Raw genomic sequence first — 26,208 nt, 5'->3', positions numbered from 1 at the left:
TGGAGCGCGCACATCATCGAGCAACGCATCGACAACAAGATCATCCGGCCGAGCGCGAATTACACCGGTCCGGAGAATTTGAAGTTCGTCCCGATAAATAAGCGAAAATAGCGGACTGCGCGATCGGATTTCACGATGAGGAAATCCACCCCGCGCGGCAAACGCCATCCAACCCCAATGTTTTTGAAAGGTTTTTTCGATGAACAAACTTCTGATCGCTGCAATCGCCGGCACGCTGGCTACGACGAGCGTCTTCGTCAGCGCCGACGCCTTCGCTGCGACCGCGACCGATGCCAGCAAGGCCAAAACCACGGCCAAGCGTCCCGCTCCGGCGCGCCGCCTGATCAAGCGCAGTCCCAAGGCCGAAGCGGCCGCGGCGGCCAAGGTTGATCCGATTCCCGAAGGTGCAGTGAAGTGGTCGTGCAAGGACGGCAACGCTTTCTACCTGAAAGGCGACATGAAGCGTGACGCAATCGTCACCGTGAACTGGGCCAAGAAGGATTACAAGCTGCCGCGTCAGGACACGACGACCGGTGCGGATCGTTTCCACGATTCGGCATCGGGCATGGATCTCGTCGTGATCCCGACCAAAGCAATGCTGTTCTCGGACAAGGACTCGTCGCGCCTCGCCGACGAGTGCATGACGCCCGAAATGGCAGCGGGCGGCGCAGCGCCGACCCAATCGAACGCGCTGATCAAGAACGCGGAGTAAGTTAGCTCGGCACTTAAATCAGGAATCCCTCGATGTCCGCACCGATTTCCAATGTCCGGCCCGAGCCGGACAAGGTACTCGTCGAAATAGTCGACTACGTGCTCGACTACAGTGTCGACAGCACGCTTGCGCTCGAAACGGCGCGCAACTGCCTGATCGACACGCTCGGCTGCGGACTCGAAGCCCTTTCGTACCCCGCCTGCACCAAGCTGCTGGGACCGATCGTGCCGGGCACGATCGTCCCCAACGGTGCGAAGGTGCCAGGCACCCGGTTTCAACTCGACCCGGTTCAGGCCGCCTTCAACATCGGCGCAATGATCCGCTGGCTCGATTTCAACGATACGTGGCTCGCCGCCGAATGGGGTCATCCGTCGGATAACCTCGGCGGCATCCTCGCCACGGCGGACTGGCTTTCGCGCAACGCGATCGCGTCAGGCAAGAAGCCGCTCGTCATGAAAGACGTTTTGATCGCGATGGTCAAGGCGCACGAAATTCAAGGCTGCATCGCGCTCGAGAATTCGTTCAACAAGGTCGGTCTCGATCACGTTTTGCTCGTCAAAGTGGCCTCCACCGCGGTCGTCGGGCAGATGATCGGCCTCACGCGCGACGAACTCGTCAACGCGGTGTCGCTCGCCTTCGTCGATGGTCACGCGTTGCGCACGTATCGCCACGCGCCGAACACGGGCTCGCGCAAGTCGTGGGCAGCGGGCGATGCAACCTCGCGCGCCGTGCGCCTCGCGCTGATCGCGAAGACCGGCGAGATGGGTTATCCGTCGGTTTTGACCGCTGAAACATGGGGCTTTTACGACGTGCTCTTCAAGGGCAACGCGTTCGCGTTCCAGCGTCCGTACGGCTCGTATGTGATGGAGAACGTGCTGTTCAAAATTTCGTTTCCCGCGGAATTCCATGCGCAAACGGCCGTCGAAGCGGCAATGACGCTGCACGGCGAGCTCGAGCAAGCCGGCAAATCCGTCGATGACATCCGCAAGATCACGATTCGCACGCACGAAGCCGCGCTGCGCATCATCGACAAGAAGGGGCCGCTCGACAACCCCGCGGACCGCGATCACTGCATTCAGTACATGGTCGCGGTGCCGCTGATTCACGGCCGCCTCACCGCGGCCGATTACGAAGATTCCGTCGCGCAGGACCCGCGCATCGACGTGCTGCGCGCGAAGATGGAATGCGTGGAAGACCCGCAGTTCACGAAGGACTATTTCGATCCGGACAAGCGCTCGATCCCGAATGCATTGACCGTCGAATTCAACGACGGATCGAAGCTCGCCGAAGTCGAAGTGGACTATCCGATCGGTCACAAGCGTCGTCGCGCGGACGGCATACCGCTGCTCGTCGAGAAGTTCAGGACGAATCTGGCGCGCCGTTTCCCGCAGAAGCAGCAGCAAGCGATCCTCGCGGTATCGCTCGATCAGGCAACGCTCGAAGCGATGCCGGTCAATGAATATGTCGATCTGTACGTGATTTAAGCAGCGCAATTTCCTCGTCTTAGTCCAAGGAAAATAACCATGGCCCACAATCTCCACAACACGCTCAAGGAATTCGACAGCGGTTCCGGCAAAGGCAAGTTCTACTCGCTGCCGCAACTCGGCGACGCGCTGAAGGTCAAGATTCAGCGTCTGCCGGTTTCGATTCGTCTGGTGCTCGAATCGGTGCTGCGCAACTACGACGGCAAGAAGATTTCCGAAGAACACATCGAACAGCTTGCGAACTGGAAGCCGAATGCCGCTCGCGTCGATGAAATTCCGTTCGTCGTCGCGCGTGTCGTGCTGCAGGACTTCACCGGCGTGCCGCTGCTCGCCGACATCGCCGCGATGCGCGGCGTCGCGAAGCGCGCGGGCAAGGATCCGAAAGCGATCGAGCCGCTCGTACCGGTGGATCTCGTCGTCGATCACTCGGTGCAGATCGATCACTTCCGCGAGCCGAACGCGCTCGATCTGAACATGAAGCTGGAATTTCAGCGCAACAACGAGCGCTACCAGTTCATGAAGTGGGGCATGCAGGCGTTCGACACGTTCAAGGTCGTGCCGCCCGGCATCGGTATCGTGCACCAGGTGAACCTCGAATACCTCGCGCGCGGCGTGCATCAGAAGGACGGCGTCTACTATCCGGACACGCTCGTCGGCACCGACTCGCACACGACGATGATCAACGGCATCGGCGTGGTCGGCTGGGGCGTGGGCGGCATCGAAGCGGAAGCGGGCATGCTCGGCCAGCCGGTGTATTTCCTGACGCCGGACGTCGTCGGCGTGGAGCTGAAGGGCAAGCTGCGCGAAGGCTGCACGGCGACCGACCTCGTGCTGACCATCACCGAAATGCTGCGCAAGGAGAAGGTCGTCGGCAAGTTCGTCGAGTTCTTCGGCGAAGGCACGGCGTCGATCGGCGTGCCGGATCGCGCGACCATCGGCAACATGGCGCCCGAGTACGGCGCGACCATGGGCTTCTTCCCCGTCGATGAAAAGACCATCGACTACTTCAAGGGCACGGGCCGCACCGACGCCGAAATCGCCGCGTTCGAGCAGTATTTCAAGGCGCAGAAGCTGTGGGGCGTGCCGAAGGCCGGCGAAATCGACTACACCAAGACGCTCACGCTCGATCTGGGCACGGTCGCGCCGTCGCTGGCTGGTCCGAAGCGTCCGCAAGACCGCATCGAAATCGGCAATGTGAAGAGCACGTTCATCGACCTGTTCTCGAAGCCGGTGGGCGAAAACGGCTTCAACAAGAAGGCCGCCGAGCTCGAAGCGAACTACACGACGGCCGACGGCGTGAATCTCAAGAACGGCGACGTGCTGATCGCCGCGATCACGTCGTGCACGAACACGTCGAACCCGAGCGTGCTGCTCGCCGCCGGCTTGCTGGCGAAGAAGGCCGTCGAAGCGGGTCTGACGGTCGCGCCGCACATCAAGACGTCGCTCGCGCCGGGATCGCGCATCGTCACCGAATATCTGACGAAGACGGGCCTCCTGCCCTATCTCGACAAGCTCGGCTTCACGCTCGCCGCGTACGGTTGCACGACGTGTATCGGCAATGCGGGCGATCTGACGCCCGAACTGAACGATGCCATCACGAAGAACGACGTCGTCGCGGCAGCCGTGCTGTCGGGCAACCGCAACTTCGAGGCGCGCATTCACCCGAACATCCGCGCGAACTTCCTGGCCTCGCCGCCGCTGGTCGTCGCCTACGCGATCGCTGGCAACATCACGCGCGATCTGATGACCGAGCCGGTCGGCAAGGGCACGGACGGCCGCGACATCTATCTCGGCGACATCTGGCCGACGAGCGACGAAGTTCATGCGCTGCTCAAGTTCGCGCTCGACGCGAAGGCGTTCCGCGAGAACTACTCTCAGCTCACGAAGGAAGGCGACCTGTGGAGCAAGATCGCGGGCGAAAGCGGCCAGGTCTATGACTGGCCGAAGTCGACGTACATCGCCGAGCCGCCGTTCTTCGGCAGCGAATTCTCGATGAAGCCGGCCGATTCGATTCCCGCGGTCAAGGGCGCGCGCGCGCTCGGCATCTTCGGCGATTCCGTGACGACCGACCACATCAGCCCGGCCGGCTCGATCAAGGAAACCTCGCCGGCCGGCGTGTGGCTGAAGGCGAACGGCGTGCAGAAGGCCGACTTCAACAGCTACGGCTCGCGTCGCGGCAATCACGACGTGATGATGCGCGGCACCTTCGCGAACGTCCGCATCAAGAATTTGATGATCCCGGCGAAGGCCGACGGCACGCGCGTCGAGGGCGGCCTGACGATTCATCAGCCGAGCGGCGAGCAACTGTCCATCTACGACGCAGCGATGAAGTACATCGCCGCCAATACGCCGACCATCGTGTTCGCGGGCGAAGAGTACGGCACGGGTTCGTCGCGCGACTGGGCGGCGAAAGGCACGCAACTGCTCGGCGTAAAGGCCGTGGTCGCGCGCAGCTTCGAGCGTATCCATCGCTCGAACCTCGTCGGCATGGGCGTGCTGCCGCTGCAGTTCAAGGGCTCGGACAGCGTGCAGTCGCTGAACATCACCGGCGAAGAGACGTACGACATCGAAGGTCTCGGCGACGACTTCAAGCCGCAACAGGAAGTCACGCTCGTGATCCATCGCAAGGACGGCAAGGACGATCGCGTGCAGGTGCTGCTGCGTATCGATACGCCGATCGAAGTCGACTACTACAAGCACGGCGGAATTCTGCCGTTCGTGCTGCGCTCGCTGCTCGCGGCGTAAAAGGCTCAAGCAGTTTTGCAGGTGACCGCGCTCGAAAGAGCGCGGGAACATTGAACCCGGCCACGGCCGGGTTTTTTTTCGCCCTTCTTTGGCTCCCTACGCTTTGGAGATCGCGATGCGCGGCCACGTCGTCCGGCGGGCGAACAACGCGCGCACCATCTCCCTCAGGCGACGCGCGCCCGCCCGCGTCGAATCGGACGACATCGAGAACCAGCTGGCGTCCGTCGTCCCGCTGACCCAGATCGTCGTGTAAGGCTTCAGTTCGACGGACGCGCCCGCGTCCAGCCAGTAATCGTCGGCGCCGCCTTCGATGGTCAGCCAGATTTGCCCGCGCGTCACGCGCAGCGTTTGGGGCCGATCGATCACCCAGCGCGTAGGCGCATCGCGCCCGTCGAGTTCGAAAGTCCGGATTTCACGCATGATGCCGCTCCTTCAGATCGCGTAACTGGAAGGCCGCCCGACAGAGATGCAAGAGCAGCCGTTGATCCTATTATTCGACCGATTGCGTACAGCTTGAATGAACACTTGTGAACAGTTTGAACGAAACTGTTCAGTCGAATTGACCGAACAGTTCGCATCGATCTGACACTTTAAAAACACTCTAGCTAGCCATTCGGCAAGTCTTGACGCGGGTTTTCGGATGCGTTCGAATGGCAAGACGACACTGGCGAACAGCGAACTCGAACTGTTCACAGCAAATCACTGAACAGTTTCAGACATCATGAATGCACTTCCGCTTCACATCGACAGCGGCACCGGCGTGCCGCTGACCGAACAGATCGTCAGTCAGATCGAAGCGATGATCCGCTCGCGCCGCGTGCTCGCGGGCGCGAAGCTGCCGTCGATTCGTCAGCTTGCCGCCGAGCAGCGCATCAGCCGCTTTCCGGTGATCGAGGCTTACGACCGTCTCGCGTCGCGCGGGCTCATTCAGCCGAAGCACGGCTCCGGGTTCTATGTGGCGAATCACGTCGATGAACGCGACAGCAACGCGGGCAATTGCGATCCGCGGCTGGCGGAAGAGGAATCGAACCAGATCCTCCAGCAGTTCAACTATCCCGGCGAGACGCTGAAGTTGTCGAGCGGCTTCATTCCCGAGGCATGGCGCGATGTGGACGGCCTGACGCAGGCGATCCGTCAGGCGTCGCGCACCGACGTATCGAGCGTGATCGATTACGCGATTCCCCACGGCGACACCGATTTGCGTCAGCAAGTCACGATGCGGATCAACGCGCTCGGCATCGACGCCGATCTTCCCAACGTGATGATCACGAACGGCGCGAGCCAGGCGCTCGATCTCGTCGTGCGCTACATGCTGAAGCCGGGCGATACGGTCTTCGTCGAGGATCCCGGTTACTACAATCTCTTCGGGCTCCTGAAGCTGCAGGGCGTGCGGCTCGTCGGCGTGCCGCGGCTCGCGAACGGACCCGATATCGACGTCGCGGAAGAACTGCTGAAGCAGCATCAGCCGAAGCTCTTCTTCATCAACACCGTGTTCCAAAACCCGACTGCGACGAACGTCGCGCCGCAAGTCGCGTTCAAGCTGCTGCAACTCGCGACCCAGCACGGCTTTTCCATCGTCGAGGACGATATCTACGCCGACTTCCAGGCCGTGCCGACGCAACGGCTGGCATCGCTCGATCAGCTCGATCGCGTGATCTATGTGGGCGGCTTGTCGAAGACCTTGTCGTCGTCGCTGCGCATCGGCTATCTCGCGGCGAATCGCGAGCTCGTGAAGAATCTCGTCGACGTAAAGGTGCTGACGAGCCTCGGCGGCACGCGCTTCGCCGAAAGCGTCGCGGCGGGCCTGCTGGAGCGCGGCACGTATCGCAAGTATCTGGAGCGCTTGCGCAAGCGCGTGCGCGATTCGCTGTCGAGCGCGGTGCAAACGCTCGAAGGCTATGGATGGGACGTGTTCGACGAGCCGAGCGGCGGCAACTTCGTATGGGCGAAAGTGCCCGGCATCGACGATTCATCCGTGCTCGTCGACGAAGCCGTCAAGTTCGGCGTCACGCTCGCGCCGGGCAGCTATTACCGCCCGAACGGCGAGGCGTGTGCGTGGGTGCGCATCAATTCGGCCTATGCGGGCGACCGGCGCGCGGCGCGCTTCTTCGAGTACATGACGGAAACCGCGGCCGCGCGCGCTTAACGACGTTCGCTGAAGAAACGTTCGAGCGCGTCCGTCGCGTCCTTGTCTTTCGCAAGCCGCGCGTAAAGTCCGGCCGCGCCTTCGTAGATGCGATGCTCCGCGAACTCGTCGCCGACGAACTCCGCGATCTCTTCCATCTCCGCGACCCAGCGATAGGCCTTCGGCGGCATGCGCGGCACATTGCCCGCGAGCCACGCGGCAAGCGCGGGCTGGCTCGCCGCGAGTTCGCTGAGAAGCGCATCGCCCGCGCCGTTGCGCATCGCGGCGAGCGCCATCGCCGAGCCGAGCGCCGTCAGCCCTTTCGTGATGCCCGCATACGACATCTTGAGCGCGGATGCGGCGCCGTTCGGGCCGTCGAGCACGCGCACGACGAGACCGTGATCGGCGAGTAGCTGAGTGCGCTTTGCATGCGGTCCCGACATGTAGAACTTCGGCGCCGATGGCTGACCGATGATCGATGCATCGACGAACGGCGTGCGCGTCGGTTCGAGCGCGCGCTCGATCTGGCCGACGGTAGCGGGATTGATCGCATTGCAGTCGATGTAGACGGGCTGCGCGCTCGCGCGTTCGAACAGAGGAGCGAGGCGCTGCGCGGTATCGACAGCGACCGAGGGCGGCACGATCGACAGAATGAAGTCGCACGCCACGAGATCGTCGAGGCTTGCATCTTCCATGCTGGCTTCGCGCGCACGCGCTGCGCTCGCCGCGCTGCGTCCTTCGAGCGATGTCAGCACGCGCGCACCGCCTTGCGTCAAGGTACGGCCAATGGCCGATCCCATGCTGCCTGCGCCGAGAATTGCGATCGTCGGTTGTTTCGATTGCGTCACTTGCTGGCTCCTGTAGCTTTGTTCGATGACGATTCATACCGCGCTCATTCGTCATCCGAACTATCGGATCATCAAGGAAAGCGGCCCGTCGAAGGGCCGCAGTCCAACTAACCTACCGACTCGCGAATCAACGATGCTCCGTCACGAACTTCGTGACGAGATACGCTTCCATCGCTTCGCTGCCGCCTTCCGAGCCGTAGCCCGAATCCTTGACCCCGCCGAACGGCGTCTCCGGCAATGCGAGGCCGTGGTGATTGATCGAGAGCATGCCGCTTTCGATATCGTCCGACACCGCCGCTGACGTCGCCGCAGAGCTCGTGTAAGCGTAAGCGGCAAGCCCATAAGGCAAGCGATTGGCCTCGGCGATCACTTCGTCATACGACTTGAACGATGCGATCGGCGCGATCGGGCCAAACGGCTCTTCGGTCATGATGCGCGCGGAGAGCGGCACATCGGTCAGCACGGTCGGCGCGAAGAAGTAGCCTTCGCGGCCGATGCGCTCGCCGCCCGTCAACACCTTCGCGCCGTGCTCGCGCGCATCGGCGACGAGGCGTTCCATCGCTTCGAGGCGGCGGCCGTTCGCGAGCGGACCCATCTGAACGCCATCGTCGAGACCGTTGCCCACTTTCACCGCGCTCGCGGTGGCGACGAAGTGCTGCACGAACTCGTCATACGCGGATTCTTCGACGAGAAAGCGCGTCGGCGAGATGCAGACCTGACCCGCGTTGCGGAATTTCGCCGATGCGAGCATCTTCGCGGCGCGGGGGATGTCGGCGTCCTTGAACACGATGGCCGGCGCGTGGCCACCTAGTTCCATCGTCACGCGCTTCATGTGCTCGCCCGCGAGCGACGCAAGCAGCTTGCCGACCGGCGTCGAACCGGTGAACGAAATCTTGCGGATCGCGGGATGCGCGATCAGATACTTCGAGACATCGGCGGGCACGCCGAAGACGAGATTCAGCACGCCGGCGGGCAGGCCCGCATCGGCATATGCCTGCACGAGCGCCGCGCAGCTTGCGGGCGTTTCCTCGGGGCCTTTGAGCACGACCGAGCAACCCGACGCGAGCGCGGCCGATACCTTGCGCACCGCCTGATTGATAGGGAAATTCCACGGCGTGAACGCGGCGACCGGACCGACCGGCTCACGCGTCACGATCTGGCGCACGGCATCCGTTCGCGACGGAATCACGCGGCCATACGTGCGGCGCCCTTCTTCCGCGAACCATTCGATGATGTCCGCTGCCGACAGCGTTTCGATGCGCGCCTCGCCGAACGGCTTGCCCTGCTCCATCGTCATGATGGCGGCGATCTGTTCCGCACGCTCGCGAATGTTCTGCGCCGCGCGACGCATCAGCTTGCTACGCTCGTAGGGCGAAACCTTGCGCCATTCCTTGAAACCGCGCGCGGCGGCGTCGGCGGCGAGCGAAAGCTCGGCTTCGCCCGCGAGCGCGAGACGGCCGATCTCCGCTTCGTTCGCCGGATTGATGACGGCCGTGTCGCGCGAACCGTCGCGCCACGCGCCGTCGATATAAAGCCGGGTATTTGGATAAGCCGGAAGGTCGGAACGAGTGTTGCTCATGCATGTCTCCTTGAGAGTGGCGTGGCCAATGTTGCTTGCGCCGGACCATATGACGCAGACGGCCATGGTATCGCGGCCACGTAAAATCTGCTGACGCGCGCTACGTTCAATCGATAGTTGCAGATCGAATTACATGACACGACGGTGACCCGTATGTTCGACCAATGCCTTTATTTCAACACCACCGCACTCGCGCGCGCACTCGAACGCGAATGGGCCAAAGCGTTCAAGCCGTTCGGACTCACGCCGTCGCAGGCGTTCATGTTGCGCGCGGTTGTCGAGCATCCCGGGCAGCTTCAAGGCACGCTTGCCGATGCACTCGCGATCACGCGCCCCACTGCCACGCGCACGCTCGACGGACTGGCGAAACTGGGGCTCGTCGAGCGCTGGTCCACTGAACGCGATGGCCGCGAATCCGCCATTCATCCGACCGATTCCGCGGTCGCGATGATGAAGCGCATCGGCGCGGTCAGCTCGGAGGTCACGCGGCGCATGAAGCGCAAGCTCGGCAACGCGCGTTTCGACGACACGGTGTCGAGCGTGAGGCATATACGCACGACGCTGGAATGACAAACGCCCGCGATCGATGATCGGCGGGCGCGTGCAGGGACTTTGTCGAAGGTGACGCTTACATCGGCGGCGCGACGCCGTCCTTCTCCACGACGATGCGTTGCGCCGCGAAGTCCGAACCAGCCGGAGTCGCGACGACGAACACTTTCTTTCCGGGCTTCAGGTCATCGTGCGTCGCGGGGGCGAACGTCACAACGGGCACGTTCTCCGGTACGGTCACCGAGTTCGCGCCGCCCTTGTACGAGAGCTTCAGATCGCGGCCGCTCGTGCCTTGCACGACCTGATCGACGTTCGCATTGGTCATCGAACTCTTCGGGCCGAGGTCCCAGTCATAGTGGCCTTCGCCGGTGCCGCGCGCGGCTTCCGGGAACACGAGCACTTCGGTTGCAGTGAGCTTGCCGTCGGTGCCGGTGGTCGCCGCCGTGCCGACGAACGAGCCCGGCTTGATGTCCTGCAGCTTGATGTTCTTCAGCGCGGTGACGGGCGTATCTGCCTTGACGGCGATTTTCACGGTGTCGCCGCTGCGTCGATGAACGGTCAACGTATCGCCCGACAGCGACACGATATCGCCGCGAATGCGCGCGGGTTTCGCGGCGGGCGTCTGAGCAAGAGCCGCGGATGCGAGTGCGAGCGTCACGATGCTGACGCCAAGTTTGAGTCGAATCGACATGCAATCTCCTTCTGGTGATGAAAGCAAAGGCTTCAGGAACCGCCGAACCAGTTGTAGCCCTGGTTCTCCCAATAGCCGCCGGGATAATCGTTCGTCACAGTGATCGCGACGATGTGCTTCGGATTCTTGTAACCGAGCTTGGTCGGCATGCGCAGCTTCATCGGGAAGCCGTACTTCGCCGGCAAAATCTGGCCGTCGTAGGTGAGCGTGAGCAGCGTCTGCGCGTGCAGCGCGGTCGGCATGTCGATGCTCGTCGAGTAGTTGTCGGCGCAATGAAAGGCCACGTATTTCGCGCTCGTATCGGCGCCTGCCCGCGCGAGGATTTGCGCGAATCGCACGCCGCCCCACTTGCCGATCGCACTCCAGCCTTCGATACAGATATGCCGTGTCACCTGGCTTTCCTGCGGCATCGCGTGCAGTTCGTCGAGCGTCCACGCACGCTTGCCCTTGACGAGGCCGCCTATCTCCAGCTTGTATGTCGATGGATCGACTTCGGGCACTTCATCGATGTCATAGAACGCGTTGAACGGAAACGGCCGCGTGATCATCGAGTCGGGATAAGTCGGCGCGAGCTGGTTCGGGTCGAATAGCAACGCCTGCATGTCGTCGTTGAAGGATGAAATGCGGCGCAGCATCGCGTTGACCGATTTGTCGTCGGTGATGTTGCAGCCCGACAGCATCGCGAGGCCGCCCAGCGAAAGAATGCGCTTGCCGAACAAACGGCGCGCCGGCGCCTTCAGTTCCTTCGCGGCATCCTTGATGATGAGTTCAGCGTCGGGTCTCGATTTGAATAGCTTGAGCGACATGTGTTAGCGACCTCGGATCATCAGCACGAGCGAGCGCGGCACGAGCGCGACCATCGCGACGTGCACGACGAAGAACGCCACGAGAAAACTCATGCCGAAGAAGTGCACGATGCGAGCGTTGTCGTAACCGCCCATCAACGTGCGAAGCAAGGGAAACTGCACCGACTTCCACACCGCGAGTCCCGACAGGATCACGATCGCGATGTCCACGATCACCGCGAGATACGCGAACTTCTGCACCGCGTTGTAATGCGTGAGATCGTCGTGACCGAGCTTGCCGCGTAGCGCGGCGAAGGCGTCGGTGAAAATGCTCTTGACGGAGAGCGGAAACATGCGGCGGCGCAGGCGTCCGGTGAAGAGATTCATCGCGACGTACACGATGAAATTCGCGACCAGCAGCCACATCGCCGCGAAATGCCATTGCAGCGCGCCGCCGAGCCAGCCGCCGAGCGTGATCGCGGACGAGAAGGTCAGCGATTTGAAAATCGGCGATGCGTTGTAGATCTGCCAGCCGCTCGTCACCATGATCAACACGGCGAACGCGTTGAGCCAGTGCGTGATGCGCAGCCATAACGGTTGGATTTGCACGTCGTCGAGCCTCGCGAGTCGTTGAGATTTCGAGGGCATGGTAGCGACGCGCCGCTGATCGATCGATGACCTCTCGATGACTTTTTTGTCATCTTTGCGAGCGTCGCGCGCGCTCTGGCTAGAATGTCGGCAATCCATCGAATGCAGTGCGAGCATGACCATCCTCGTTATCGAAGACGACCGCAAGACAGGCGACTACCTGAAGAAAGGGCTCATCGAGTCCGGCTATCAGGTGGAGCTCGTTCGCAACGGCACGGACGGTCTGCACCAGGCGCTCGCGAATTCCTACGAACTGATCGTGCTCGACGTGATGCTGCCGGGCATCGACGGCTGGCAGGTGATGTCGGCCTTGCGCGCGAAACGTGACTTGCCTGTCATTTTTCTCACCGCACGCGATCACGTGACGGACCGCATTCACGGACTCGAACTCGGCGCGGACGATTATCTCGTCAAGCCCTTCTCTTTCACCGAACTCGTCTTGCGCATTCGCACGCTGCTCAGACGCGGCGTGATGCGCGAATCCGATACGTTCCAGATCGCGGATCTTCATGTGGATGTGCTGCGTCGCAAGGTGACGCGCAAGGGCATCGACATCGTGCTCACGAACAAGGAATTCGCGCTGCTGCATCTCTTTTGCAAGCATCAGGGCGAGGCGCTGTCGCGCACCCTGATCGCATCGGAAGTGTGGGACATGAACTTCGACAGCGACACCAATGTCGTCGACGTCGCGGTGAAGCGGCTGCGCGCGAAGATCGACAATCCATTCGATCTGAAGCTCATTCATACGGTGCGCAGCATCGGCTATTCGTTCGGGGAGAATCCTTGAACCGGCCATCGCGCTCGCTTGCGGTACGTATCGCGTTGTCGTTTGCGGTGATCGTGTGCATCGTCGTCGGCATGATCGGCGCATCGCTCTATCACGCGACGAATCGCGCGCTGTCCACGCGCGCGGATTACCAGCTGATCGCGCGCGTCGAGCATTTCCGCTCGCTTCTGCACGATCTCTACACGATCAAGGAAATCGAAGCGCGACCTCGGCTCTTCGAAACGATGCTAGGCGATCGTCAGGACGTCATCCTCTTCCGACGCGCGGGCTCGGGGCCTTTCATCTACGTCAATCCGGAGAAGATGCCGTTGCCGCCGCTCGATGTCGTTCCTGTGACGCGCGCCATCGGACTCGATGACCTGTACGAAGGCTCGCGCGCGGACGGCGTGCGGATGCGCTGGGTCGGCGCGCAGGCGCGCATCGGCGAGAACGGCGAGGTCGTCGAGATCATCGCCGCGCATGTGATGACGCAGGAAGCGATCGTGTTGTCGGCGTATCTGAAGCGCGTATGGATCAACGTGATCGGCGCGGTGCTCGTGACGTTGCTGCTCGCTTACTGGGTCACGAGCCGCGGACTCATGCCGCTCAAACTGATGGCCGATAAAGCCGCCGAAATCACGCCGAACCGATTGTCCGCGCGGCTCGACGTCGCCCATGCGCCCGCCGAATTGCAAAGCCTCGCGGCGTCGTTCAATGCGATGCTCGACCGGCTCGAACACGGCTACGAGCGTCTGGTGCAGTTCTCCGCCGATCTCGCGCATGAACTGCGCACGCCGATCGGCGTGTTGGTCGGTCAAACGCAGGTCACGCTCGCGCACGAGCGCAGCGTCGCGGAGTATCGCAGCGTGCTCGAATCGAATCTGGAAGAACTGGAGCGCCTCGCGCGCATCGCGCAGAACATTCTCTTTCTCGCGCAGGCGGATCATGAGCAGCAACAGATCGAACGGGAGCGGCTCGATATCCGCGAAGCGCTCGAGACGATCGGCGCTTACTTCGAAGGCATCGCCGATGAACGCCGCATCACGTTCGATATCCAGGCCGAAGGCGAAATGCTTGCGAATGCAATCATGTGCCGCAGGGCGATCGGCAATGTCGTCGTGAATGCGGTGCGTTATGCGACGGCGGGCACCGTGGTCCGGCTGCGCGGTTACGCGGATGAACAAGGCGCGAGCATCGTCGTGGGCAATCGCGGCGCGCACATCGAGAAGGAAGAGCTCGCGAAGCTGTTCGACCGCTTTTATCGCGGCGACGCGGCGCGCAGCGAGTTCACGGAATCGAGCGGACTCGGCTTGTCGATCGTTCAGGCGATCATGCGGCTGCATGGCGGCGTCGCATCCGCCGAATCCACGCCGGACGGGTGGATCGAATTCACCTTGCGCTTCCCTGCTGCGGAGCATCGCCGCACAACCACGCCCTGAATTCCGGTCGCATCAGATAGTCGACGCACCATGCCCGCACCTTGCCGACGCCATCCGAACGATGCGCGAGGAAGAGCCGCGTCGCGTGCTTCTGCTCCTGAATCGACTTACTGACGAGCCCGGCGTCGCCGAATGCCGCGCGGATATGCGTGGGCACATAGCCGATCGCGACATTGCGCGCGATGATTCTCACGGCCATCGAAAAGTCGGGAACGAAGATCGGCTTCTGCCCTTCCAGAAGCCACGCATGCATCGGATCGAAATCGATCGACGTGTCCTTGATGCAGACCGCCGGATACTTCCGCAACTCCGCGCTTTGCAGGATATGCGGCGCATCCGCGAGCGGATGATCGGCGCCCACGAGAAAGTCCCACGCGAGATGGCCGAGCGCGACGCTCGTGATGCCGTCGGTCTTCGGCACGAAATGCGGCGCGCCGACGACGATATCCGCCTTGCTTGCATAGAGCGCGTCCCAGCAGCCGTTGTACACCTCCTGCTGGATCGTGACGCGCGTCGTCGGATACGCATCTTCCAGATCGCACAAGAACTGGATGATCGCGTCGCGCGGCACGATGTTGTTGACGGCCACGGTGAGCTCGGGCTCGATGCCCCCCTGAACGATGGCGAGATTGCATTTGAGCGCCTGCAGATCGTCGAGAATCGCCTTGCTGTGCGCGATGAAGTATTCGCCCGCCTCGGTGAGCCGGATATAGCAACCGCGGCGCTCGAACAGCTTCGCGCCGAACGATTCCTCGAGCTTCCTGACGGTGTAACTGATCGCCGACGGAACCTTGTTCAGCCGTTCCGCGGCCGCCGTGATGCTTTGATACTGCGCAACCAACCGGACTATCCGAATGCTTTCGTCCGAAGTGAACATCGAGCCTGCTTCCACATGAGTATTTGTCCTGCCACATGAGCGAAGCGCGCGATGAACACCGTGCGCTTCGCTCACATCGTTGCGTCAGTGCCCGCTGGGCTTGACAGTGCCGCTCGCCTGCGCGAACCGGCTCAGGATCATGTAGCCGATGCACGCAACGAGAATCGAATCGAGTGAGGGAATCGACGTGACCGTGAACATGCCGTTCACCGTCGCGAAACCCGTGAGCGATCCGAGAATCCACGCGACGAAGGTCATGATCTTGATCTGCGGTTCGCGCGCTGGCGCGGCAGCATCATACCCGTTGCGCCGATACATCACGAAGTCCGCGATATAGATGCCCGCGACGGGCGGCGTCGCGATGCCGAGGAACAGCAGGAACGGAATGAACCACGACATGATGTTCATGCTGCCGACGATCGCCGCCAGCACGCCGAGCGCAACCGTGATCTGCCACTTCGGAAAGCGCGTGATGAGCGTCGATGTGACGAGCGTGCCCTGGAACATGTTGCCCGCGTTGCCCGTGACCGTCGCGAAGATCAGCAGCAAGGCGGCCGGCAAGGTCGCGCCGAACACGGCCATCGCGGTGAGCAGCGAGCTCTTGCCCGTGAGCACGCTCGGCGTCGCGCCCGCCCAGTACAGCAGCGGATAGGCGATCAGGAACGTGAGCAGCGCGCCGCCGACCGCGTGTTTGCGGTTATGCGTGAAGCTGCCGAAGTCGGGCAAGGTCGCGACCAGCACGATGATCGTGCCGACGACCGTCGATACCGCGACGCCCATCGGCATGCCGGCGATCGCATCGACGGCAGGCGCCTGGCCATTGAGCGCGACGCGCACGATATAGCACATCATCAACGCGATGACCGGCACGGCGAACTGCGCCACCTTGCCGAGCACTTCGAAGCCGAACGCGGTGGACGCGACGAAGATCACGCAGCCGATCGCGACGAGCAGCGGCGCGGGCACGTTCACGCCATGTTGCGCGAGCAGGTCGGCGACCGAGTGGCCGAACATGTTGGCCGTCACCGCGATCCATCCGAACAGGCTGACCGCGAGCAGCACGTTGATGGCGATCGCGCCTTTCTCGCCGAACGGATACTTCACGATGCCGTAGGTCGGCAGCCGTGCTTTCTCGCCGACCGAGATCGTGATCGACGCGAGAATCGCGAGGATCAGGCTGCCGATCCCGACGACCTTGATCAGATCGCCGTTCGACATCTGATTGCCGAGACTCGACGACGACAGCAACACCGGCGTGACGGCGATGCCGAGCAGGATCATCGCGATGCGATAGCCCGGCGCAGTGCCGGGCGAAGCGCTGACCCGGCTCTCTTTCGATTGACTCATGACAGTTCCTTTGCTGATGCCGATTCCATTCAGGGCGTGTAGTGGTGGCCGGTGTATTCGCGCCATCCGCCGGATGCCGTGATCTCCTTCTGTCCTTCGACGAGCCACGGTTCGGCGAGGACGCCGAGCACTTCGCTGCCGTCCGCGAGCACGACCTTGCCGATCGAAAGACCCGCCGGTTCGCTGAGCAAGAGCGCGCCGAGATTGGCCATCGGCAATTCCCAGACTTCCAGCGATACGGCCACGCCGCCGCTCTTCACGCGCAACATGCCGGGATGACGATCGTTGATGGTCCAGATGCGATAGCACGCGTCCGTGCGATCCTCGCGCACGAATTCGCCCTTCGCCGCCAGCATGTTGTGGTTCAGCCCGAGGCCGCGCATCAGCGTGCCGTTCACCGCGAGCAGTGTCTTGTCGTTCATGTGTGTCCTTCTCCTTGTTGATGTCGGGGGCGTATGCGCGTTACGGCGTGATCCACGTACCCGTGCGCCGTTCGAGCGCGGGCCTGATCGCCGCCGGACTCGTGATGAGCCCTTCGCCCGCGTGGCCGTCCGGTTCGATGTGCGACACGAAGCGCAGAATCGCCTCCACTTTCGGCAGCATGCTGCCCGCGCCGAACTGACCCTGCGCGATCAGCTCGCGCGCTTCGCTCACGCTCATCGTGTCGAGCCAGCGCTGCTCGGGCGTGCCGAAGTTCACCGCGACCTGTTCGACGCCGGTCGGAATCAGCAGCAGATCCGCTTTCAGTTGCTGCGCGAGCAGCGCCGATGCGAGGTCCTTGTCGATGACCGCCTCGACGCCGGACAGCTTGCCGTTCTTGCGCACCACCGGAATGCCGCCGCCGCCGCACGCGATCACCACGCAGCCTTGCGCGAGCAGGCTCGCGATAACATCGCGCTCGATGATTTCAAGCGGCTCCGGCGACGGCACCGTGCGCCGCCAGCCGCGTCCCGCGTCTTCCATCAAGGTCCAGCCGAGCTCTTCCTGGCGCTTCTTCGCGGTCGCTTCGTCGAAGAACGCGCCGACCGGCTTGGCCGGCTTCTCGAACGCGGGATCGTCGGCGCTGACGCGCGTCTGCGTCACGAGCGCAACAACGCGCCGTTCGATGCCGCGACGGTGCAGCTCGTTGGTCAGCGCCTTCTGGAACATGTAGCCGATCGCGCCTTGCGTATCGCCCACCGCGTAGTCGAGCGGCACGGGCGCGACTTCCTGAGACGCGAGTTCGGAACGCCGCAAGATGAAGCCGACTTGCGGCCCGTTGCCATGCGTGAGCACGACGTTCCATCCCGCCGCGATCATGTCGGCGATATGTGTCGCGCTCTCCGTCACCGCTTCGTATTGATCGGGAATGCTCAGATGACGATCGTCGCGAATCAGCGCGTTGCCGCCCACGGCGACGACTGCCAGAGGTTTTCGAACTGTCATGATGCTTGTCCGCTGTGTTGTTTGACTGTCTCGGCGAGCGCGCGAATGGCTTCGACGAAGCACTCCATCGGCGCGGTCGTGATGCCCGCGCCGATCTGCCCGACGCCTGCTTGCTTGTGAGCGATGCCCGTATTGATGACGGGCAGGATGCCGCGGTCGGCCACCTTGCGCGCATCGATGCCCGCGGCGGTCGGCGCGAAGTTGAGCGCGGGCAGCGTGAACGCCGGATTGCCGCCGAGCGTGATGGCCTGCATGCGGCGGCTGTTCGCGGTCGCATCGGCGGGCGTGCCGCCGACGAACTTCACGATCGCGGGCGACGACGCCATCGCGAAACCGCCCACGCCGGCCGTTTCGGTGATCGCGCTGTCGCCGAGATCGGCGGCTGCGTCGTCGACGCCATAGCCCGGAAAGAACAGGCCCTCGACCGGATTCGCCTTCGCCTGGAACCAGCGGTCGCCGGTGCCCGACAGACGGATGCCGAAGTTCACGCCGTTGCGCGCCATCACCGAGACCATCGAGCTGAAAGGCACGTTGGCGCACGCGTCCATCATGGCCTTGCACGCGGCCATCGAGATGTTGAGGAAGAAGTGATCGTTGGCGATGATCGCCGCGCTCGCTTCGCGAATCTGCGCGAGCGGCAGTTGCGTGCCGAGCAGCGCGGGCACGATGCGCTTGATGAAGAGGCCCGTCGCCGCGCTGTTGCGGTTGTGGACTTCATCGCCCATATGCAGCGCCTGCGCCATCAGCGGCTTCAGCTCGATCTCGCCGGACACCGCGAGCGCGGCCTTCAGCGCGGGCGCGAGCGTCGCTTTCATCCAGCGCAGACGGTCGAGCACTTCCGTGCTGTTCGCGCCGAAGCGCAGCACCTTGCCGAGACCTTCGTTCAGATTGCTGTACGTGCGATGCCCGTTCGCCTTGTTCTCGACGACGAAAAGCGGCATCGACGGACTGATGATGCCCGCCATCGGACCGACGGCCTGATGGTGGTGACACGGCTCGAGATCGACCTTGCCGTCGAGAATCAGGCGTTCGGCGGCGGCGTGATCGGCGGCCCAGCCTTCGAGCATCACCGCGCCGATGATCGCGCCCTTCACCGGCCCGCACATGTTCTCCCACGCGATCGGCGGACCGGAGTGGAGAATCAGCTTGCGCGCGCCCATAGCGCTGATTGCTTCGGATGCCGTAGCGATGTCTTTCAACACCGGCTGCGCTTCGAGATAACGCGCGAATGCAATGTCGTTCGCCTGCTCGACGAGCGGATGGCGCATCAGCCACGCGACATCGAGGCCCGCGGCGACATCGCCGAGAGCGGGCGGCTGCCAGTTGACGTGACTGACTTCGCCGCCCGCGAGACGCAGGTTGTCGGCGAAGCTCGTGAGCCCGCAGTTCACCACTTTCAGTGGCTGACCAAACAATCGGTTCATTCTTTTGCTCCTTTTTACGCGTGGCGTCGCGCCTGCAGACGCGCGACGCGGCTCGCCCACAGCGCGGCCTCGGCGTTGCATCCGGCGACGAGAACGCCTGCCTCGCGCAATGCGTCGATCTGACGGCTTCTGACTTGCGGATCGGATTCCGTGCCGCACACATGCGCGATCAACAGCGGCGCGTTTTCGCGCGGCAATTGCGCCAGCAATGCGATGAGCCCTTGCGCCGGTTCGTCCGCCGCGCCGTAACCGAGCACGAGATCGAACAGCACGACGGCAGTTGCGGGATCGAGCATCTCGGCGCGCACGCGTTCGTCGCGCAGGGTCGGGTCGATCATCGGATGCGGACGGCCGCGCGTGAAATCGTCGTCGCCCATGTCGACGATCGTGTGGCCCTCGCTTTTCCAGATATCCGCGAGCTTCGCGTTGCCTTTCACCGGCGTGTTCGAGCTCGCCATGAAACCTTCCGCCTTGCAGAGCAGTTGGCTCTCGTAGCAGAACGTGCCGCCCGCGAACACGCCGCGAATGAACTTGCGGCCCGCGCCGAGCGTTTCGCTCCGCTTGACGAGCGTCGCTTCGTCGTTGGCTTCCACGCGCGCGACGCTCGCGGGCAGCGGCGCGCCGTTCAGCAACGCGACGGCGAACTGCGCGGCATCGGCGAGCGTGTGCGCGGGCGTGAGGCCCGGCGCGCGCATCTCGTCTTCGGAAGCGCCGAGAAAATTCACGACGACGGGCTTGCCCGCCTTGCGCGCGCTCTCCAGAATGCGCTCCGCAACCGCGCGTGCGGGCGGCTTGGAGATCAGCACGATCACGCGCGTGTCGGGATCTTCGGCGAGCGCGTCGAGGCCGAATTGCATCGAAATGCCGCCGATGTCCTCATGCAGATCGTGTCCGCCCGTGCCGAGCGCCTGCGAAATGCCCGCGCCGAGCTGGTCGATACGGCAGGTGACTTCCTGCAGCCCCGTGCCCGATGCGCCCACGACGCCGATGCCGCCGCGCCGCACCACGTTGGCGAAGCCGAGCGGCATGCCGTTGACGATGGCCGTGCCGCAGTCGGGGCCCATGACGATGAGGCGCTTTTCGCGCGCGAACGTCTTGATGGCCTTTTCGTGCGCCATGCTGACGTTGTCGCTGAAGAGCATGACGTTCATGCCGAACTGCAGCGCCTTGATGGCTTCGGCGGCCGCGTAATCGCCCGGCACCGAGATGAGCGCGAGGTTCGACGCGGGTTCGTCGTCGCAGACCATCGCGAGACTGGTGGCCTTGAGCGCTTCGCTCGTCTGCGTGTCGGATGTCGACACGCGCGCGCTCAGGCGTTCGCGAGCGAGACCGAGCGCTTCTTCGCAAGCGGCTTCGTCGCCGCGCACCGCGATGACGAGATCGTTCGGGCTTGCTTTCACGTCGTCGCCGAGTCCGGCGTCGGCGAGCTGCACGAGATTGGCCGGCGTACCCATGACGACGGACGCCTGCTCGACGCCCGGCAGCTTGCCGATATGCGCCGAAATCTGCATCAGGGAAACCGAATCCTGATACAGATTTTTGAATATTTCGATTTTGATGGCCATTGCACCTCTCCGTTCTTTAAATGCGATTCGCGGTTTCTTGAAAACAGAATCGCAAATGCTTCAAGCCGATTCCGGGAATAATGATTTCGCTTCGCGCATTCGAATCGTTTCTCGCCATGCGCGCATGCCGTGCAAAATGCCGCCGAGACAATCCACGCCGGACGACGCGCCCCAGCGCATCACGGCATCGGCGGCATGTTCGATATCCGCGCTTTCGTCCGCCGCCGATGCAATCGCGATAAATCGATCGACCGGTTCGTTGAAATGTCCGTCGAGCGCGAGTTGCAGGTAATGGCGGCTGATATCGTTCGTGCGATGCAGATTCGCGCGCAGCTCGGTCGACAAGACATGCCGATGCGCGTCGATTTGCGGATCGCCGAGCGCGGCCCAAATCGCCGCGAGATAGCCGAGCAGATAATCGTCGCCGTCGGGCGTGAGACCGCCGCCGAGGCCGACGAGCGCGTGAACCGTGGCAGCGAGCGTGGCGGGGTCATCGTGTGGACTCAGCCTGACGGCGCGCGCGTGCGCTGGCCAGCCCGGCAGCCACTGCAGCGCGCCTGCCACGGCGTGCCGCGCGCAGTGCGCCGCAAGCCGCGCCGCGACGCGCTCATGCCGCGCCGACAACGCATCCGGCGACATCCGCACGCCGGTTGCGCTTTGCAGCGCGGGCTGCCAGCACGCCGCGCCGGTCAGATCGACCTGCCACGTCGCGCCGCTCAGACGGCCATTGGAAAACGGGACGCGCTCGCCAGGCCGCGCATGGTCGCGCCAGTCCCAATCCGGCGGCGCGCTCACGCGCGCGCCGCACGACAGGTTCTCGCACGCGGCATCGACGAGCGTGAACCAGTCGCCCGTCTGCGCGACGAGATTGAGCGCGTGCCTGAAACTGCTGTGCACCGCGAAATCCCCGGTGCGCGACAAGCCCGGCCGCGCCAGATAGCCGATGCTCAGGCCGCGTAGCGTGATCGGACTCATGCGCAGGCTCAGCGCGCCTTAGCCGCGCAGCGCTTCGATGACCGCGCCGGCGTCGCTGACCCAGCCGAAGATCGCGCCTTGCGCCTTGATCATCTCGAGCGCGTACTTCTGGAACTCGGGGAAGTACGAACCGACGCAATCCTGCGGCACGATGCATTCGAAGCCGCGATCGTTGGCCTCGCGCACGGTCGTCGTTACGCACACTTCGGTCGTCACGCCGCACACGATCAGCGTGCGGATATCGTGATTCTTCAGGATGAGATGCAGGTCGGTTTCATAGAACGCGCCCTTGCCCGGCTTGTCGATGACCGGCTCGCCCGCGACCGGATACAGTTCCGGAATCAGGTCGTGGCCCTTCTCCCCACGCACGAGGATGCGGCCCATCGGACCGTCGGAGCCGATGAAAGTCTTGCCGCCGCGCGTGAGTTTGGCCGGCGGGCAATCCGTCAGGTCGGCGCGATGGCCTTCCCGCGTATGAATGACGAGCATGCCGGCGTCGCGCGCCGCGGCCAGCACGCGCTTGCACGGTTCGATCGCGGTGCGCACGAACGACACGTCGTTGCCCAGCGCTTCGCCGAATCCGCCGGGTTCGACGAAATCGCGTTGCATGTCGATCATGACGAGCGCCGTGTGTTTCAGCTCGAAAGCCAGATCGAAAGGTTCGGCGCGGAAATGTTTTTGCGTCACGGCATACTCCTCTTCTTCGTTGAATTAAATGGATCGGTTCGATTGGTTTAAACGCACGAACTCATAAGGAATTCGAAATAATTGAATTCTCCGTTCGCGCGATTATTCGATTCTTAATGCCACTGAAAATCAGTGCGGTTCAAATTCGACAGAACTTCGAACTGATTATAGGCAGCGCGAATTGGAACACGATGAAATGATTGAACGCCGAGGATCAAATTTCTCGAAGCTCAATAATGAGCGCCCAGAGCGTCAATACTGGCGCGGCTTTAGACAGTCTTTTGCAACTGAGTCGGAATGTCGCGTGAGTCGCGTGATATTCGAAAATAAAAACGGCCACTGTCGAGTGGCCGTTTTTATCGTCGGGAGCGTGATGCGCGTTTTACGCCACGGGCACGCTCAAAGCTTCGCGCTTCGCGAGCAAGCCGTGAATCTGCGCGACGACCGCAGCGCCTTCGCCGACCGCCGCCGCGACGCGTTTCGTCGAACTCGAGCGCACGTCGCCGATAGCGAACACCCCCGGCACGCTGGTTTCCAGCGCCATGACGCCTTCGGTGCGCCCTTCGTGGGCCTCCGGTCCAGTCAGCACGAAGCCTTTCCCGTCGACGTTCACGTTGCAGTTGCGCAACCAGTCGGTATTCGGGTCCGCGCCGGTGAAGAGGAACAGATGCCGCGACTCGATCGTGAGCGGCCCATCCGGCGACTTGCAATTGACCGCCGTGAGCGCGCGGCCGTCGCCGTCGAGCGAGGTGATCTGCGTATGCGTTCGCACCGTGACGTTCGGCAGCGAGCCGATGCGCTCGACCAGATAGTGCGACATGCTCGACGACAGCCCCGCGCCGCGAATCAGCACATGGACGTGCTTCGCATGCGTCGCGAGATAGACGACGGCCTGTCCCGCCGAATTGCCGCCGCCGACGAGCACGACTTCCGCGTTCTTGCAGAGCTTCGCCTCGACCGGCGACGCCCAGTAATACGTGCCGTGCCCTTCATACCGATCGAGCCCCGCGATGTCCGGCCGCCGATACGCCGCACCCGAAGCGATCACGACCGTCTGCGTCGTCACGCGCGTGCCGTTCTGTAGTTCGATCTGGATCGGATTGCAGTCGCAATGCAGCGCCTTGATCTTCGTCGGAATCGCGATATGCGCGCCGAACTTCTGCGCCTGCACGAACGCGCGCCCGGCGAGCGCCTGACCCGAGATGCCGGTCGGAAAGCCGAGATAGTTCTCGATGCGCGAGCTCGCGCCCGCCTGCCCGCCCGGCGCGCGGCAATCGAACACCGCGACCGACAGACCTTCCGACGCCGCGTACACCGCCGTCGCAAGACCGGCCGGACCCGCGCCGACGACGGCGACATCGTAGACATGCGCGGGATCGAACTCCGGCAGCCAGCCGAGCTGCGTCGCGACCTGATTTTCATCGGGCGCGCGCAACACGGTGCCGTCCGGGCAGATGACGAGCGGGAAATCGGCCGTCGATGCCGAAATGCGTTCGAGCAGCGAGATCGCATCGGGGTCGGTGCAGGCGTCGATCACCGTGTGCGGATAACCATTCCGGCGCAGGAAGCCTTGCAGCGACACGAGACGGCCGTCGTCGGACGGGCCGAGCAGCACCGGTCCGCTGCCCTTTTCGATGAGGCCGACGCGCCGCAGGATCAGCGCGCGCATGATGCGCTCGCCCAGTTCCGCTTCGGCGACGAGCAGCGCCCGCAGACGCTCCGGCGGAATCACGATGCCATCCACTTCGCCGACCGCCATGCCGTCGACGAGACACGGCTTGCCCGAGAGTTGCGCCACTTCCGCGAGAAAATGCCCCTCGCCGTGCTCGCGCACGATGTGCTCGATGCCGAGCGCATCGCGCCGCGTCACGCGCACCGCGCCCTTCAGGACGATCACCATGCCGCGCCCGGTTTCGCCGACGCGGAAAATCCACTCGCCCGCGCGATAGTGCGCCGGCGTGCCGAAGCGGCTCATGCGCTCGATCTCGTTATCGGTCAGGCGCGGGAACATCTGGTGCACGCGGCTTTCGAGCGGCGAGAAGGGCGCGTTGTCGTCGCTCGTCGAGGATGCGGCGGCGGGCGTCGGCACCACGTTCGGATTCGGACTCTCCATCGGCTCGCGCGCGCTCCATGCGACGACATTCGGCATGTCCTGAGAGGACTCGTTGAACGGCGTGGTACTCATGCGCGATCTCCGTGTGGAAAACCAGCTTCATGCAGGGATGCGGTGCCCGCGGGCGATGCCGACGCCGATCCCGATACCGACGACTTGACGGGCCACGGGCACATCGCCGCCATTTCCGCGACTTCCTCGGGCGACGACGCCGCGAGCTCGCCGAACTCGGTCAGCGTCGCGACGTGAAAACCGGCGAGCCGCCACGCGTCGAGCCCGCCCGTGAGCGGCACGACGTCGCGAAAACCCGCGTTACGCATGGTCTTCGCCATCCACGCAGCCGACACTTCGTTCGGACACGAGCAATAGATGACGACCTTGCGCGACTTGTCGTAGCTCTCGATGATCTTCGCGAGATCGCGTTCGTCGGCGAACATCGAGCCGGGAATCGCTTCGGGATCGAGCATGCGTTTTTCGGGCGAACGGATGTCGAAGATTACGGGCAGCGGCTCGTCGTTCATGAGCGCATACAGCTCGTCCACGCTGATGCGCGCTTTTTCCAGCGTCGCCATGAGCGCGCGGCGGCGCCACCAGCGGTACGTGACGTAGATCGCGAGCAGCACCGCGACGACCGCCACCGCCTGCCGCCCGAGCTGCGAGATCATCGCGAAGACCATCTCCAACTGCGCCGCGAAGATGACGCCGACCGTCAGCCCGACCGCGCCCCACAGCGCGATGCCCGCGCCGTCGTGCGCGATGAAGCTGCGCAGCTTCACGCCCATCGCGCCCGCGAGCGGCACGGAGACGAGCGAAAGACCGGGGATGAACTTCGCGACGAGCAGGATGCGTACGCCCCAGCGCCCGAAGAAGCGTTCGGTCTTCTTCACGCAGGTATCGCGCGAAAGCGAGAGCTTGCAGATGGTCTTGAGCGTTTTGTCGCCATACTTGCGCCCGCCCTGGAACCAGACGAGATCGCCGAGCACGCCGCCCGCCACCGCGACGCACAGCACGCCCACGAGCGGCGGCCAGAATGCGCCGCCGTCGACCGCCATCAGCGCGATGGATGCGCCGACGACGATCATCGTCGGCATGGCGGGCACGGGCAGCCCGAGCGCCGAGCCCATCACGTTGACGAACACGATCGCCGGGCCGAATCGATCGACTAGCTGATGCAACAACATGGGAATCTCCCGCGCGGGAATGGTCTGTTCACGGGACGCGCGCCGCGAACGGCGCTGCGAAGGCGCACGGAGCACGTTAGGCACGCAAGGCACGAAAGCGAGAGAGATACGAGCGCTTGCGGCCGCTCGTGGTTCAACGCGATACGCGCGGCGCCGGGCCGACGTTCGTCACATTTAAGAGATAAGTGTAGCCCGGAAACGCGATCGTAAGCATGACAGGCGCGCGGGACGCGGGCATCGCGC

Annotated in this window: 24 protein-coding genes; 7 read left to right on the top strand and 17 right to left on the bottom strand. The window is 63.3% G+C overall.

Features of this window, described 5'->3' with window-relative positions; all coding sequences use genetic code 11:
* Positions 1 to 207, bottom strand: a 207-nt coding sequence (locus tag NCR93_RS14220) for a hypothetical protein (protein WP_241814295.1), incomplete at its 3' end; no start/stop codon positions are given.
* Here NCR93_RS14220 and NCR93_RS14215 point away from each other — a divergent pair.
* Genes NCR93_RS14215 through acnA form a run of 3 tightly spaced genes read left to right on the top strand, consistent with a single transcriptional unit; the run spans position 200 to position 4,941 of the window.
* Complete coding sequence (locus tag NCR93_RS14215; protein WP_008354065.1) at positions 200 to 712, top strand: hypothetical protein; 513 nt, start codon at positions 200 to 202, stop codon at positions 710 to 712. The two genes, NCR93_RS14220 and NCR93_RS14215, sit on opposite strands and share 8 nt — an antisense overlap.
* A 32-nt stretch (positions 713 to 744) precedes the next feature.
* Positions 745 to 2,196: a bifunctional 2-methylcitrate dehydratase/aconitate hydratase gene (locus NCR93_RS14210; protein ID WP_175982957.1), complete on the top strand. Its 1,452-nt coding sequence runs from the start codon at positions 745 to 747 to the stop codon at positions 2,194 to 2,196.
* A gap of 39 nt (positions 2,197 to 2,235) precedes the next feature.
* The gene (gene acnA, locus NCR93_RS14205) at positions 2,236 to 4,941 is read left to right on the top strand and encodes an aconitate hydratase AcnA (protein ID WP_008354067.1); all 2,706 of its coding nucleotides are present in this window, start codon (positions 2,236 to 2,238) and stop codon (positions 4,939 to 4,941) included.
* Positions 4,942 to 5,037: 96 nt separating this feature from the next.
* Here the strand turns inward: acnA and NCR93_RS14200 are convergent, their stop codons facing one another.
* Entirely contained in the window at positions 5,038 to 5,361 is a 324-nt protein-coding gene (locus NCR93_RS14200) for a DUF2917 domain-containing protein (protein ID WP_008354068.1), read from the bottom strand.
* 301 nt (positions 5,362 to 5,662) lie between these two features.
* Between NCR93_RS14200 and NCR93_RS14195 the strand changes: the two genes are divergently transcribed.
* The gene (locus tag NCR93_RS14195) at positions 5,663 to 7,087 is read left to right on the top strand and encodes an aminotransferase-like domain-containing protein (RefSeq protein WP_175982956.1); all 1,425 of its coding nucleotides are present in this window, start codon (positions 5,663 to 5,665) and stop codon (positions 7,085 to 7,087) included.
* Here NCR93_RS14195 and NCR93_RS32040 read toward each other — a convergent pair.
* Together NCR93_RS32040 and NCR93_RS14185 are read right to left on the bottom strand one after the other, a co-directional pair.
* Positions 7,084 to 7,914, bottom strand: coding sequence for an NAD(P)-dependent oxidoreductase (locus NCR93_RS32040; RefSeq protein ID WP_175982955.1), 831 nt, complete (start codon positions 7,912 to 7,914; stop codon positions 7,084 to 7,086). The two genes, NCR93_RS14195 and NCR93_RS32040, sit on opposite strands and share 4 nt — an antisense overlap.
* A 127-nt stretch (positions 7,915 to 8,041) precedes the next feature.
* Positions 8,042 to 9,493 (bottom strand): NAD-dependent succinate-semialdehyde dehydrogenase, encoded by a 1,452-nt coding sequence (locus NCR93_RS14185; protein ID WP_008354071.1) that lies wholly within the window; start codon positions 9,491 to 9,493, stop codon positions 8,042 to 8,044.
* 153 nt (positions 9,494 to 9,646) lie between these two features.
* Between NCR93_RS14185 and NCR93_RS14180 the strand changes: the two genes are divergently transcribed.
* On the top strand, positions 9,647 to 10,063 hold the full coding sequence (locus NCR93_RS14180; RefSeq protein WP_008354073.1) for a MarR family winged helix-turn-helix transcriptional regulator: 417 nt from the start codon (positions 9,647 to 9,649) through the stop codon (positions 10,061 to 10,063).
* Between the two features lie 58 nt (positions 10,064 to 10,121).
* Here NCR93_RS14180 and NCR93_RS14175 read toward each other — a convergent pair whose 3' ends face one another.
* The 3 genes from NCR93_RS14175 to NCR93_RS14165 are packed head-to-tail and all read right to left on the bottom strand — an operon-like array spanning position 10,122 to position 12,166.
* Positions 10,122 to 10,733 (bottom strand): hypothetical protein, encoded by a 612-nt coding sequence (locus NCR93_RS14175; protein WP_175982954.1) that lies wholly within the window; start codon positions 10,731 to 10,733, stop codon positions 10,122 to 10,124.
* A gap of 32 nt (positions 10,734 to 10,765) precedes the next feature.
* Positions 10,766 to 11,539, bottom strand: a complete 774-nt coding sequence (locus NCR93_RS14170; protein ID WP_008354075.1) for a molybdopterin-dependent oxidoreductase — start codon at positions 11,537 to 11,539, stop codon at positions 10,766 to 10,768.
* 3 nt (positions 11,540 to 11,542) lie between these two features.
* The gene (locus tag NCR93_RS14165; protein WP_175982953.1) at positions 11,543 to 12,166 is read right to left on the bottom strand and encodes a cytochrome b/b6 domain-containing protein; all 624 of its coding nucleotides are present in this window, start codon (positions 12,164 to 12,166) and stop codon (positions 11,543 to 11,545) included.
* 115 nt (positions 12,167 to 12,281) lie between these two features.
* On the opposite strand from NCR93_RS14165, the gene NCR93_RS14160 reads away from it, so the two are divergent.
* Together NCR93_RS14160 and NCR93_RS14155 are read left to right on the top strand one after the other, a co-directional pair.
* Positions 12,282 to 12,953: a heavy metal response regulator transcription factor gene (locus NCR93_RS14160; RefSeq protein WP_175982952.1), complete on the top strand. Its 672-nt coding sequence runs from the start codon at positions 12,282 to 12,284 to the stop codon at positions 12,951 to 12,953.
* Positions 12,950 to 14,371, top strand: coding sequence for a heavy metal sensor histidine kinase (locus tag NCR93_RS14155; RefSeq protein ID WP_008354078.1), 1,422 nt, complete (start codon positions 12,950 to 12,952; stop codon positions 14,369 to 14,371). The genes NCR93_RS14160 and NCR93_RS14155 overlap by 4 nt, the downstream gene beginning before the upstream one ends.
* Here NCR93_RS14155 and NCR93_RS14150 read toward each other — a convergent pair.
* The 10 genes from NCR93_RS14150 to NCR93_RS14105 all read right to left on the bottom strand — a co-directional run bounded on the left by NCR93_RS14150 (position 14,322) and on the right by NCR93_RS14105 (position 25,965).
* Positions 14,322 to 15,248 carry a LysR substrate-binding domain-containing protein gene (locus tag NCR93_RS14150; RefSeq protein ID WP_008354080.1) on the bottom strand — a complete coding sequence of 309 codons (927 nt, stop codon included), beginning with the start codon at positions 15,246 to 15,248 and terminating at the stop codon, positions 14,322 to 14,324. The two genes, NCR93_RS14155 and NCR93_RS14150, sit on opposite strands and share 50 nt — an antisense overlap.
* Positions 15,249 to 15,332: 84 nt before the next feature.
* Positions 15,333 to 16,595: a cytosine permease gene (locus NCR93_RS14145; RefSeq protein WP_008354081.1), complete on the bottom strand. Its 1,263-nt coding sequence runs from the start codon at positions 16,593 to 16,595 to the stop codon at positions 15,333 to 15,335.
* A gap of 29 nt (positions 16,596 to 16,624) precedes the next feature.
* Positions 16,625 to 17,017 carry an allophanate hydrolase-related protein gene (locus NCR93_RS14140; RefSeq protein WP_175982951.1) on the bottom strand — a complete coding sequence of 131 codons (393 nt, stop codon included), beginning with the start codon at positions 17,015 to 17,017 and terminating at the stop codon, positions 16,625 to 16,627.
* A 40-nt stretch (positions 17,018 to 17,057) separates the two neighbouring features.
* Complete coding sequence (arcC, locus tag NCR93_RS14135; protein WP_033536053.1) at positions 17,058 to 18,020, bottom strand: carbamate kinase; 963 nt, start codon at positions 18,018 to 18,020, stop codon at positions 17,058 to 17,060.
* On the bottom strand, positions 18,017 to 19,444 hold the full coding sequence (locus tag NCR93_RS14130) for a YlbE family protein (RefSeq protein ID WP_175982950.1): 1,428 nt from the start codon (positions 19,442 to 19,444) through the stop codon (positions 18,017 to 18,019). The genes arcC and NCR93_RS14130 overlap by 4 nt, the downstream gene beginning before the upstream one ends.
* Before the next feature lie 14 nt (positions 19,445 to 19,458).
* On the bottom strand, positions 19,459 to 21,009 hold the full coding sequence (gene fdrA / locus NCR93_RS14125; RefSeq protein WP_175982949.1) for an acyl-CoA synthetase FdrA: 1,551 nt from the start codon (positions 21,007 to 21,009) through the stop codon (positions 19,459 to 19,461).
* 60 nt (positions 21,010 to 21,069) lie between these two features.
* Positions 21,070 to 21,984, bottom strand: a complete 915-nt coding sequence (locus NCR93_RS14120) for an oxamate carbamoyltransferase subunit AllH family protein (protein WP_175982948.1) — start codon at positions 21,982 to 21,984, stop codon at positions 21,070 to 21,072.
* Between the two features lie 18 nt (positions 21,985 to 22,002).
* Positions 22,003 to 22,671 (bottom strand): cysteine hydrolase family protein, encoded by a 669-nt coding sequence (locus NCR93_RS14115; protein WP_175982947.1) that lies wholly within the window; start codon positions 22,669 to 22,671, stop codon positions 22,003 to 22,005.
* Positions 22,672 to 23,053: 382 nt separating this feature from the next.
* Positions 23,054 to 24,856, bottom strand: a complete 1,803-nt coding sequence (locus NCR93_RS14110) for an FAD-dependent oxidoreductase (protein ID WP_008354089.1) — start codon at positions 24,854 to 24,856, stop codon at positions 23,054 to 23,056.
* Complete coding sequence (locus NCR93_RS14105) at positions 24,853 to 25,965, bottom strand: DedA family protein/thiosulfate sulfurtransferase GlpE (protein ID WP_008354090.1); 1,113 nt, start codon at positions 25,963 to 25,965, stop codon at positions 24,853 to 24,855. Before NCR93_RS14105 ends, NCR93_RS14110 begins: the two co-directional genes overlap by 4 nt.
* Positions 25,966 to 26,208 lie beyond the last annotated feature (243 nt).

It is taken from the genome of Caballeronia sp. ATUFL_F1_KS39 (assembly GCF_023630985.1).
Classification (GTDB): Bacteria; Pseudomonadota; Gammaproteobacteria; order Burkholderiales; family Burkholderiaceae; genus Caballeronia; species Caballeronia zhejiangensis.
This window is presented reverse-complemented; position numbering and strand designations above follow the sequence as displayed.